General features: G+C 49.4%; 10 protein-coding genes. All 10 read right to left on the bottom strand.

Annotated elements, in window-relative coordinates:
• Positions 1–602 precede the first annotated feature (602 nt).
• The 10 genes from OCV80_RS05650 to OCV80_RS05605 all read right to left on the bottom strand — a co-directional run bounded on the left by OCV80_RS05650 (position 603) and on the right by OCV80_RS05605 (position 12424).
• Positions 603–2201, bottom strand: coding sequence for a hypothetical protein (locus OCV80_RS05650; protein WP_256264384.1), 1599 nt, complete (start codon positions 2199–2201; stop codon positions 603–605).
• 73 nt (positions 2202–2274) lie between these two features.
• A complete protein-coding gene (locus tag OCV80_RS05645; protein ID WP_119310648.1) occupies positions 2275–3771 on the bottom strand; it encodes a tripartite tricarboxylate transporter permease in 1497 nt (498 codons plus the stop codon).
• 18 nt (positions 3772–3789) lie between these two features.
• Positions 3790–4254, bottom strand: coding sequence for a tripartite tricarboxylate transporter TctB family protein (locus tag OCV80_RS05640; protein WP_021749390.1), 465 nt, complete (start codon positions 4252–4254; stop codon positions 3790–3792).
• Positions 4255–4317: 63 nt separating this feature from the next.
• Positions 4318–5337 (bottom strand): Bug family tripartite tricarboxylate transporter substrate binding protein, encoded by a 1020-nt coding sequence (locus tag OCV80_RS05635; RefSeq protein WP_249390694.1) that lies wholly within the window; start codon positions 5335–5337, stop codon positions 4318–4320.
• A gap of 17 nt (positions 5338–5354) precedes the next feature.
• Positions 5355–6341 (bottom strand): ComEC/Rec2 family competence protein, encoded by a 987-nt coding sequence (locus tag OCV80_RS05630; RefSeq protein WP_267288270.1) that lies wholly within the window; start codon positions 6339–6341, stop codon positions 5355–5357.
• A 76-nt stretch (positions 6342–6417) separates the two neighbouring features.
• A complete protein-coding gene (locus OCV80_RS05625; RefSeq protein ID WP_267288269.1) occupies positions 6418–7413 on the bottom strand; it encodes a LacI family DNA-binding transcriptional regulator in 996 nt (331 codons plus the stop codon).
• A gap of 1262 nt (positions 7414–8675) precedes the next feature.
• Positions 8676–10103, bottom strand: a complete 1428-nt coding sequence (locus OCV80_RS05620) for an alanine/glycine:cation symporter family protein (protein ID WP_021749396.1) — start codon at positions 10101–10103, stop codon at positions 8676–8678.
• Positions 10104–10136: 33 nt separating this feature from the next.
• Positions 10137–10892 (bottom strand): serine hydrolase, encoded by a 756-nt coding sequence (locus OCV80_RS05615; protein WP_136891513.1) that lies wholly within the window; start codon positions 10890–10892, stop codon positions 10137–10139.
• 25 nt (positions 10893–10917) lie between these two features.
• On the bottom strand, positions 10918–12270 hold the full coding sequence (locus OCV80_RS05610) for an N-acyl-D-amino-acid deacylase family protein (RefSeq protein ID WP_256264385.1): 1353 nt from the start codon (positions 12268–12270) through the stop codon (positions 10918–10920).
• Complete coding sequence (locus tag OCV80_RS05605) at positions 12254–12424, bottom strand: hypothetical protein (protein WP_160117397.1); 171 nt, start codon at positions 12422–12424, stop codon at positions 12254–12256. The genes OCV80_RS05610 and OCV80_RS05605 overlap by 17 nt, the downstream gene beginning before the upstream one ends.
• Between the last annotated feature and the right edge of the window lie 272 nt (positions 12425–12696).

The raw sequence follows: 12696 nt of genomic DNA, 5'->3' as shown, positions 1-12696 counted from the left end.
GGCGGATCACTTCTAAACTCGAAAAGCGACTCATTCCCGCTTGATTGAAGTTCTCAAAATTCGTGACACCTCCCTGAAATTTGTTATAGCAATATAAGCGTCAAACAGGAAACCGCCAAGCATCAAAAGAGGCTTGACGGTTTCTTGTTTGCTGCTCACTCTAAAGGGCCGGAAAGCCAAAAACTTCTAAAGCCCCGCCCGGCAGAGCCGAAAAGCAAATCACAGCAGAAATCTTTTAAGAGAATAAACAGAAGATCTGCCAGCGTGCCGGTCAGGAGACGTTCCAATCGGCTCTTGCGAAATGCAGTCTGTTTTATGGGGGAGATGACACCTTCTCGACGCCATGCATTTACATAAAGGAACAGGAAAGATTGCTTCATGCAAGCTTTAGCGCAACTGCTTAAAAAACCGAAGAAGATGTCTTTGAGCCAATTCGCCGTAGTTCTCCCCCAGCTATGCACTACGGGTCAGCTTTGGTTTATTCATTGTCAGTCAAAACAAGATATCCACCATCATGCGGTTTATCAATAGAATATTCACTGTGGAGAAAGGGAACGGATCACAGCCCGTTCCCTTTCCTCACATAACGATATCGTCAAATATTAGTTTACGATTGCAGGAATCCAATCATTTGTTGCCAAAGAGCTGCCCAAAACCGAGTTCCGCTCTGTAGCGGATAAAGTTAGCGTACCATCGTCTGCAACATATACATTTGCGCCATAACGGAAATGAACTCCCATCATACCAGCCATTCCTCCAACACTGACCATGTGAATCTGCTGAAGTGCTTCTCCAATGGTCCATGTTTCCGTATTCAACTGGTACAGGTATGCATAATCCGCAAATGTCACACCCTCGCTTGGCGACCAAAGCCCTATCATATAAATATCATTTGTCCCATCCTCAGTAATCAAGCCAAAACCTTGAAAGTCCTTATCAGATTCAAAACTTCCAACTTCGGAGAACCGGGCGTTTTCAATGCCATTTGATGCCAATGCACGATAGACATGGTACACAGTATTCTCGCCATCTAAATGGGCAACTATCATCACGTAATACTCAATGCCGTTTTTATCCTCATAAGAAGTAATCCCCAAAGCACCAGCCTTATGGCTTACAGCTAAGTCAAATGTCTCAACTCTTCTTAGTTCTTTTACGGCCAATGAACGCAAATCATATAAAGCTATATGCGCGGAAGCATCTTGTTCAGAGGGAACCAACAGATAATCTCCCATTACTTGAACGCCACCAGGATGTCTCCAATTCTGAAGGTATGTTTTGAACCCCCACTTGTCACTGCCCGTTTTGGGGCCGGCGACAATATGCGCATAGGGCGCAGTTCCTACACTATGCGTCAGAATAGAATATCGAGTATGATCGCAACTATCATACTGCGCATATCCCTGGATATGATTTACGGTAGGGTCATAGCTGCCGGGGAAACCTTCCAAATTGCTTTGAACACCATCAATCGGAAGCGCAGCAAATTTATTTTTAACATCGACAACTTTATTCGCACTATCCGCAGCAGCTTCTACCACGTGAATGGCTTCCAGAGAAATCTCATTAACCTCGTTGCCGCCTCTCAAAAACGATGCATAAACTGTTCTTCCCTCTGTCGTACTTCCAATTGCCAATACAGTGTCGGGGCCGTCACTATCTCTTGTATGCTGGCCAGAGCGTTGACCAAACCACCAATTATTTCTAAACAAGGTGCTCCCCTGAGCAATAACAACATCAGGAAATGTAACACTTAGACCCTGCGGATCATCGGCAGTATCCACAACCAAATTCAAATCACCGACAAAGGCAAAATTCAAATCATCAGCAGTCTGGTCAAATGTTGTTCTATCTCCGTTCACAGAAGGATCATTATATCCTGAGATCTTTGAATTGAACCATGATGCAACGCTTTCAGAGGCACTGCGCCCAACGCTGAATGTAAATTCCCCATTTTCAAGTGTATGCACCTGTCCAACATAGTTGCGACCATCAGGATCTTGCCCGTTTGTAATACTGAGATCCTTTATTACGAATGTTCCACTTACGATGCCAAGTCCGTCAGCTGCTGATATTGTAACGGCATTTGACCGGTAAGCCATATAAGTGGAGGTTCCTTCTGCCCCCGCAGTACTCATTAACATCACAACAGCGATAGCCAAGCAGAAAAGCCTTTTCAAAATTTTCTTCATCTCAAACACCGTCGCTCTTCAAATTGTATGAATTTGGCAATGCTCAAATAAGGAGATGTCTCAGTACTTGCGCAGATCTGTATTATTTCTGTGTGGTTTTTACCTTTGCCTTGTGATTTTTCCAGGCAAACAGCAAAATAGAACCTACAGCAATCAAGATAAAGGCACAGCTGATAGGACGGGTAAAGAAAATGTCCAGACTCCCGTCAGACAGCACCAGTGCCCGGCGGAAGTTTTTCTCGGCCAAAGGCCCCAGCACAATGCCGAGCAGAATGGGAACCAACTGAAAATCCATCCGGCGCAGGAAATACGCTACAATGCCGAAGATCAGGATGATGTAGATATCATACATCCGGTTATTGGTGGAATACGCACCCGCAATGCAAAAGGTCAATACAATAGCCGCCAAAATCTCGTAGGGAATACGGGTGATATGCGCGTAAAAACGGGTAAAGCCACTGCCCAGAATATACATAAACACATTGACCACGATCAGGCCCAGCATAATGGCATATAGAATATTGCCCTGCTCTTCGAACAGCGTGGGGCCGGGGATCATGCCGTGGATCATGAATGCACCCATCAAGATAGCGGTGGCGCCGTCCCCTGGGACCCCCAGCGTCAGCATGGGGATCATCGTTGCGCCGCAGGCGCCATTGTTGGCGGACTCGGAGGCGGCCACACCCTCGATCTCGCCGTGGCCAAAAGTCTCGGGATGGCTGGAGGATTGCTTCACCTGGTTATAAGAGATGAACGCCGCCAAACCACCGCCAGTTCCAGGGGTTGCGCCGATAATGACACCGATCAGGGAGCCAATGCCGATTGGTTTGCGGCATCGCCGATACTCGTCCTTCGTGATTTTATCTCTGGTGATGGCTGAAGAACTGATAGTCTTGTGGTCGGTCCTTGGATCATACTGGGACTTCATCATAATCTCAGAGATAGCAAACAGTCCAATGAGGGCGATGATCAGGTCGATACCACTCATGAGCCGATTGCTTCCAAAGGTAAAGCGGGCGGTGCCGCTGATATTGTCCATGCCGATGGTAGCCATGAACAAGCCGATGCAAGCGCCGATCAGTCCCTTGAAAATACTGTTGTTAGAGACGCCCGCAATCACGGATAGTCCAAAAACTGCCAAAGCAAAATATTCGGCAGGGCCAAACAGCAGTGTGATTTTTGCGATCTGGGGAGCCAGAAACAGTAGGGCAAATGCGCTTATAAGGCCACCGATGGTTGATGCGTACAGTGCCATTTGCAGTGCCTTGAACGCTTGTCCTCTTTGGGTCATGGGATAACCGTCAAACAGCGTTGCCGCATTGGCCGAGGTACCCGGGGTGTTGATGAGAATCGCAGTGATGGAACCGCCGTAGGTACCGCCGCAGTAGATGGCCAGCAGCATTAAAATAGCCATCGTGGGATCCATGCCATAGGTCAAGGGTATACAAAGGATGAGACCTAAATCGGAGGTCAGTCCGGGGATAGCACCCACAATAATACCGATTGCCAGCCCCACCGGAATAATCAAAAAGTTCTGCCACTGCAGCAGAACTTGCAGTCCGCCTAAAAATTGTTCCATAAGTATTCTCCTTTTCGATCAGGGCAGGGAAATATGAAGAAGCACCTTGAATACGTAGTACACGATGCCCACCATCCCCAGAGGAATCGCATAGTAGTACCACTTTCTGGCTTTATAGAACATCATGACCGCCAGTACCAGCAGGATTGTGGAGACAATATAGCCCAGATGTCCAATCAGGAAACAGTAGGCGATCAAAAGCAATGCGAACACTACGGAACGCATTTCTTTTTTAAAGGCATTGGAGCGAAAACTCTCTTTCGTCACATACAACTCCTGCTTCTCCCGGACGAAGATCCCCTCCAGCAGCAGACCGACAGAGCAGAGGAACATACCACCAATGGCGATACGGGGGAAGGTCTGTGCGTTGATTGGCGTTTTCTCCAGCGTCTGGACCTGTACGGGAATCAGGAACCACAGCACTGCGCTCAGAACCACAAAAATAGCGCCCGATATTATTTCTCTGTTATATCTGATTTTCATAATTCAATACCTCTTTTTAAAATGGGTGCCCCATATCTCGGCGATATGGGGCACCGCAGAGTGTCACTGCACCAGAGGAATATACTCGGTCATCGCCTCGGTCTGAGCTTCTACCATATCAACGATCTCGCTCTCAGTGGCCTCCCAGGCTTCCATGCCCATGCCTTTCATAAATTCCTGGAACTCGGGATCAGCATAAACCTCCGCGATGAAGTTGGTCAAAACTTCCTTCTTGCTGTCATCCACAGAGGAGCGGACCGCAAAGTAGTCCATGCCGGTGAAGTCCACGTCGACTCCCTGATCCCTAAAGGAACTGATGTGGCCAATGCCTTCCACCTCCAGCCCCTCGGGAATGAAGGTTCCCAGGCAGTTCAATTCGCCGTTGATCACATAATCGCGGTAAGTCGGGGGAGAACCGATAGCCACGTCAACATGGCCGCCCACCAACGCATTGATGGCCTCCTGGCCGCCGTCGTAGGGAACAGGCTCAGCGGGGATGTCCAATAACTTGAACAGGACGGAAATCATAGTATAGCTGTCGTTGCCAGGGCCGCCTGTGGTAGCGTACTTGATTGTGTTCCCCTCTGCGGCATAGGCTTTCAGCTCGTCGATATTGGTGATGCCGCTCTTAGAGTTAGTCAGAACAACGAACTCCGTGATACGCATACCAATCAGAGGCGTAATATCATCCAGTGTGTAGTTGACATTAATGAAGCTGGGAGTCAGTGAGAACAGGGGGCCGTTGGCAACCACCATGGTATAACCGTCATCCTCCGCCTGCAATGCATCGTTCATGGCGATAGTTCCGGAACCACCGGTATGGTTTTCCACAATCACGGGCACACCCAGATACTTCTCACCATAGGAGGCAACCTGGCGGGCAATGGTATCGGGTCCGCCGCCAAGGCTCCAGGGCATAATAATAGTGATCTGCTTTTCAGGGAAAGCGCCGTCCGAAGTCGCGGGAGTTTCCTGCTGGGAATCGCCTGCGCTGTCAGGTGACGTTCCCGTGGTTTTGCCGCCGCAGGCAGCCAAACTCAGAATCATAGCGAGTGCGAGGACCAGCGACATGAGTTTTTTCATTGTTTTCTCTCCTCTTTTCATTGAATTCTAATAAACTCCGGTATAACCATCCCGGAATCCATTACAAGTTTGATAGCCTGAAAGCCTTCGGGCTGTGAGAAATAAGGCGGATACTCTCGCTCATCCGAAAACAAAAAGTGTGGTGGATGCTCCGCCGGAAAGATTGCGGCCAGCTTCTGATATACCGCCTGATTCGCGCTATGATACCGTCTATCAGATGCCGAGGTCGTAATAATATACTCCAACGGCATATTTTTCATAAAAGATTCCGAAATTGAATCTATTTGTCCATGATGCGGCAATTTGAGAACGTTTACATTTTTGAAAAAAATTTCAGGCACCTCATCCCATTCAGATGGACAGCTATCCGCCGCGCTGAGAAAAACGATGTCTCCCAGTTCGAAGCGCAACAGCATACTGGTGTGATTGGATGTAGCGTCCAACCGGATCAGGCACTCAGTCACGGCATCTGTATCCGCCTCAAGACTGTATGCCCGTTCCACGATCTCCATATATGCATCTACAACACAGCTTTTGGGTGCCAGTATCCGCATCTTCGTGTCTATTCCAAATTTCAGTACCTGTCCTGCTTTCAACACGGTAACAGGAATGCCTTTTTCCTTCGCATGAAGCAAAATCCTCCGATACGCATTCAAGGCCGCAACATATAGCGGTACACTGCGGGGAGCGTTACTGGCTGGAGTCAGTTCACAGCCTTTTAAGAAAGGCTCTACCGGGTACGGAACATAGAGATGATCTACCACTGTCTGCTGTAATACCGCCTCCAGCCCGCATACATGATCTTCATGGATATGCGAAATAATCACAGCATTCAAATGCTCAATCTGCTGTCTGGCAAGATAATCTGCTGACCGAATGCGATAAGAATCGCCTTCAAATTCTGACTCCAGGGCACTTCCTCCATCCAGCAGTGCAGTATACCCATTCTTTAACTGAAAGAGGATTGCGTCTCCGTAACCGACATTGATGACTGTAACACACATGGCATCACATCCTTCCGCACTTTGACTTCACCATTTAAAACGCTCTATCAGGAGCGTGTCAAATTTCTACATAGCATCAAGCGGTTCCCCGCACTATAAGCTCCGTAGGAATTTGAATATGCGCCTTTTCTACCGGCATCCCCGCAATTAAGTCAAATAACGTTTGCATGGCAAGGCATCCCATCTTAGCAGCATCAATTCGAACAGTGGTCAACTCGGGTTCCACCACACGGCTGATATAGCTGTCATCAAACCCTATGATCGCTATATCTTCCGGCACTCTCAGCCCTGCCCGGGTAACTGCCTTCATGGCGCCTGCGGCAATGGTGTCATTGGTGCAGAAAAAAGCTGTGGGGCGATCCACCTCCCGCAGCATCCGGGTCATGATTTCCTCGCCATCTTCCAGCGCCGGCTCAATATCAGCAATAAAACGATCATCAACGGGAATATCATACTTAGCAAGAGTTTTAACGAAGCCCTCTATACGAGCTTCACTAACTTGTGGTGAAAACCGGCCGGACAACAGGCCGATTTTACAATGTCCCAGCTTGCAAAGATATTCCGTAGCCTGCACAGCACCGCCATAGTGATCTGCCGAAATGCACACTAAGCCATCCATATCCAAATAGTTGTTTACCAACACTACCGGAATGCTCTGTTTACGAAACTCTTCAATGACCCGGATATCAACCTCGCCAGCAAAAATCACTCCATCCATGTGCTTTTTGATATAAATATCTCCATTGGGCAGGTGGATATCCTGACTGGTCGTTACGAACAGGCTGTAATTCCTTCGGGTTCCCTCCTGCATGGCTGCTTCCAGCATCGGAGAATAAAAAGGATTCAAAATAGCGGGATACTGCTTTTCGTGGATAATAAATGCAATATTTTCTGTCTGTTGCCGAACCATCGCCCTTGCGATGGCATTAGGCGCATAGTTCAACTGCTTCGCTGCCGCATATATCTTTTCACGCGCCTTCTCACTGACTGCTTCCGGAGACGCATATGCTCTGGAAACTGTTGCCTTTGAGTAACCACATAACCGTGCGACGTCAATGATTGTTACTGCCATGTATGTATCCCACGCCCTCTTGAAAACGTTCTCATTTTTAAGGTCAAAAAAACACTGGCACTCTATTGTGAAAAATAAACAACCAGTATCGCCGCGTCCTCTTTTCTTAACATGTTTTTAACATAAAGCCGCCATCAAAAAAAGTCAACACTTTTTTTGACAAACCACACTATTTTGGAATCATTCCCAAATTTTGCATGTCTTTTTTTGCAATTTTGACTTAAGCAGTAGGCCCCTGTTATTGCTGCACAAACAAACTCATTCCCAAATAGCATTATATGGATTTGGCGCGCTTTAGCGGCAGTATCAGGAGCTGACACAGGATCTCCGAAGAAAACGAGCCGTACATATTACGGGCTCTCTTCCCTGCCCCGCACAGATGAACCACGGGAATGCTTTACAGAGTTCTCATTCGTCTGCCTGTGGAATGATGGGACATTTGTACGCTCTGGGGGCAGCTACGGCGTGCAGACGAGCCAACATCACATTCGATAATATCCAGGCCCTTCACTTTCATGTCCTTCGCCACACTTTCACAAGCAACATAATTTATGGCGGGGCGTCTTTAAAGATGTCCGAGAGCTGCTGGGCCTTTCCAGCGTGAACACCACCATGAACATCTACGCCCATGCAAAGAAAGAAACCACAGGTTCTTCCGCCCGGTTTCTGGATAAGGGGGCGGGTGAAAGCTGAGAGCTTTCCCTTACAGACATCTCGTAAGGAAAAAAGCAAGGGAAATGGCCAAGAAAATATCCCCGGAAACCTTGAAAACACAAGGATTTCCGGGGAGCGCGGCCCAAATGTATTAGAAAAATGACAGGAGGAATTCAAAATGTGCAGAACCCCAAAAGGTGGTCATCCTGAAAATCCGTTCGAGCAAGCCGGGAGAAAGCCGGATACACCCAAGCGGCTGCAGCAAAGCACGTACACTTGTTGTATGAGGCAGGGACTTCTGCCCCTCCATTTGGCATCGTGTGCCGCATGGCCGATCTGTACCATTGCAGTCCAGCTGACTTCCGTCTTATGGAATACAGGCCGAAGTGATGGATGGAGTCTGTACCGATGTGACATTGATTTCAGCCGTTTCCTGCGACAGGGACTTCGTTGATTCACTTGCCAGCGTTATGACAGAGGGCAGCTTAACCCTATACATCTGTTCGATGTGGTGTTGGATGCGCTGTCCTGATATTTTCCGCCGCTGGAGGGCGTGGCAGAGCCACGCCCTCCTCTTGGCTTCTCAATCCGCCATTTTCAGGCTCGGTTTATTCCTCTTCATCAAAAAGTCTGAAGTTCGGATCAACGGTACCGATTCCCAGATAACGAGCCTTGTAGTCCTTAAGCAATTGGAAGAACTTTCCGCTCAGTATGACAATGACAATCAGGTTTACAAAGGCAGGTATTCCCGTTGTCAAATTGGCGATTTCCCAAATATCCGCACCAGAAATATCGTTTCCCACCGCAGCCAGAAGCACTACAAGGAACCCGGGAATGGGGTAGATTACCTTAAATACGTTAATCAAGGTCCGCTTGAGCTTTTCATTCGTGCCGCACAAATGGCGCAACAGCACTTCGAAATAAGCCCACCATCCGGTAGTAGTAGAAAGAGCAAAGAGGAAAATGGCCACCGTGATGATGATAGTTCCAACAGGCCCAAGCACTGTTTCGAAAGCCGCCAAGGTCAATGGAGCACCATCCAGGCCGGAATCCCACAGGCCGGTAACGACGATAACCAAGGAGGTAACCGTGCAGATACACATCGTACCGACAAAAACCTCAAATGCCCCCCACAATCCCTGCTTCACCGGATGCTCCGTTTTGGCGGAGGCGTGAATCATAGGCGATGTACCCCAGCCAGCCTCGCTGGAGAACATGGCGCGGGATAAGCCGGTTCGGATAATCAAAGCCACGCCCGCTCCCATGAAAGCGCCGGTGGCTGCGGTCCCGGTAAATGCATCGCTGATAATCAGTCCAAGCGCTGCGGGCAATTGTGTGATATTTACTATGATAATCACGATTCCGCCTACCAGGTAAAAGACGCACATGGGGGGAACTACTTTCGCCGCCAGCTTGCCCAGCCAAGGAATTTCACGGACAGTAGCCAAATAGGTGAGACCAACATAGACTAAACCTACCGCCAGCATGGGAATGCCAAAAGTGGCGTTGACGGACTGTGCGACCGTGAAGTTTTGCATGGAAAAGACATTTCCAAAAATGCCGATCCCGAAGATAACCGCCAGCACGCCCCAGAATTTGAAGCCCTTATCCCGTCCCAACCCTTTCTCCATATAGTATGTAGGCCCACCATAATAGCCGCCCTTTTCATCCTTTGAACGGTAGTATACCGCCAGGGAAACTTCGGCCATTTTCATCATCATGCCCAAAAAGGCCGCAACCCAAATCCAAAAGGCTGCACCCGGTCCGCCCACCGCGATAGCGGTCGCTACGCCGCCGATATTGCCAACACCCACTGCTCCGCCAACGGCAATGCTGATTACTTCCAAGGGTTTCATCATGCCCTTACCGTTGTCCTTTTTTGAAAAAAGTGTTCCAATGGTGTTTTTCAGAATATGCTTTAAGTGTGCGATTTGAAAGAATTTGGAGCCGACCGTAAAGATAATGCCAGCCAACAGAATAAGTACGATGAGAGGCATTCCCCACAGAAGGTCCGAGATCGTCTTAATAATGGCCATAACAAGTTTTCTCCTTTTTCTATATGTCTGTCATCACACTCGTGTATAGTGCAGGCTCACTGTCCGGATTACCTGCTCAAAGGCCGGTACATCAGTTTCATTGGATACCAATACCAGAACACAGGGTTCTCTCCCATATAGAATCCCCACATCATTCGTAATCCCCTCATCCTCGCCGGTCTTGTGCTCCACCCGCACGGTGGGCGGAAGCAGGCTGGGGATTTTATGGTTAATCTGCTGTTGCGATAGCATCGCCCGCATTCGCTCAGACGCATTGGCACTCACGCAGCGTCCGTGGTAGATTTCCTCCAGAAGGCTACCGATCTCCTTCGGTTGACATAAATTCTCCTTTCCCTGACGTGCGGCCTCCGTGTCAAACAGAAAGCGAAAAATCTTGGTTTCCTGAAGGCCGAGCACCCGGAATCGCTCATTCAGGAACTCAATGCCAAAGCGGCGGATTAACACATTCGTAGCCGTATTGTCACTGATAGTAATCATCAGCTTACAGAGGCTTTCTATGTCATACGCCTGCGTACCGGAGATATGCTGCAATGCGCCGCATCCGGGCACTTTGTCGCCGTCCCGGACCAAGAGCCGCTCCTGCAGCACACCGGGATGCTCCCGCTCCTCCAGCAGGATGGCCGCCAAAATTGGCAGTTTAATTACGCTGGCCGCTTGGAACAACTCCGTTTGGCGGCTTCCGTCCGTTTCTCCCGTGACTAGGTTTTTGTAGTAAAATCCGATATGCCCCGGAACTGAGGAAAGCTGCCGCTTCACATATTCGTCCATGCCGTCTCTCCCTCCTGCTCCATTGCTAAGCGCGAATGGCTCGTCCTAGACTTGACTGCTTGACTGTTCCGTGTTCCACAGCGATTTTTCCCCCAATCAAGACCCATTCTATCCCTTCCGGAGGACGGTCGGGATGCTCAAACGTAGCACAGTCCCGGATCCGATCCATATCAAAAATTACGATGTCTGCATCTGCGCCCTTGCGTAAGGTCCCCTTTCTCGTCAGCCCCAGTTTTTGGGCCGGCATGGCACTCATCTTGGCGACCGCATCATCCAAGTTCATCTTCCCGGCTGCAACATACCGGCACAGCAGGCGTGGAAACGCCCCTGCACCTCTCGGGTGTCCTTGCCCCCGATCCATCAGCCCATCACTGGCCAGCATAATGGCCGGATGAGACAGGGCCAAAGCTACATCCTCCGCCTTCATAACATGGCAGACCGTCAATGTGTCCGGTGCTGTCTGACGCAGTTCATGAAACAATCTCTCCGTGCATCGTTGTCCCTTGTACATACCCTCGCAGATTTCTATCGCAGAATACTGTGTGCAGTAACGCTCCAAAAATCCCTCATCGTAGGTTGTTTCCCCTATTCGCGTGCTGAAAGCGTCATACGGATAGCAATCTCCGCTCAGTTCCATACCGGAGGCGCGATATCTATCTATGAGGGCCAGCAGTCGTTCCATCTGCCCAAATCCCCCCATGCTTCCCACATGGGAAACTTGAACCGGAAGATCCAGCTGCCGCCCTATGGAAACCAACTCCTCCACCGCGCCGAATACATTATCCGCGTCATCTCGCACATGGGCGGCCACAAGACGGCCATGGCTTTGGCAGAAGCAGGCGGTTTTCACCATCTCATCCCGTGTCACACCGGGTACATAGCGAATACCGAAGGACACCCCAAAGCAACCTGCTTCCAGAGCCTCTTTGACCAGCCTTGACAACCGTTGTTGTTCATCGGGCCGAATTGCACTGTACTTGTCCCGGTGCCCGGCCTGCTCCCGCAGGAAGGTATGGCCAGCTAGTAGTCCCATATTGATCGGGCCGCCATCACGGTCCATCAATTCTAAATACCGCAGAGGCGAGACCGTATTGATACCGCAGTTTCCACCAATCGCTGTAGTGACTCCCATGCGAAGCATGGAGGTCATAATGCTGGGAATCAGTCGCCCCTCCTCTGGGTCATAAGGATCCTCGTGCATGTGGATATCCACAAAACCAGGTGAAACCACCATCCCTTCGGCATCCAAAATCACATCAGCTTCCGGCTCTTCAGCAGTCAGCCCCTGAATACGCCCGTCTTCCACTAGCAGATTATTTTTGGAGTGAACATGACTGGCCGGGTCTACAATCAGTCCGTGTTTAATCAGTGTGCGCATCACTTTGCCCCCTTTCTCCGTCCGTCAGCCATTCAGGCAGGCCCGTATTTTGCGGCACGCCTTCATATCCTTGGCGGCGGACAACCAGCGCATCCTCTCCGAGGTTCAACAGCACAACCATCGGCATACAATGCATATTGTAATTCTTCTTCATCCGTGCTTCTACATCCGCCCAGACAAAAAGATAGCGCCCATCGGCGCCGAACAGTACCACTTTGCGGTGATTCACTCACATTACAGAGGGGGATTCATTCTAGAAATTATGCTCTGGACAGCGTAAGGGTATCATACCATAAGATCACGAAAAAGCCAATTATATAATGAAGTTATTTTCCATCTCCTGACTCCAGTATTCTGAGCACTTCCTTGTTAGAGTCGGAGACCATTTTCCGGGTCTTGTTGAACGCATCATGCTCCTTGTCTGCC

The organism is Oscillibacter acetigenes (genome assembly GCF_025567605.1).
Taxonomy (GTDB): Bacteria; Bacillota; Clostridia; order Oscillospirales; family Oscillospiraceae; genus Oscillibacter; species Oscillibacter welbionis.
This window is presented reverse-complemented; position numbering and strand designations above follow the sequence as displayed.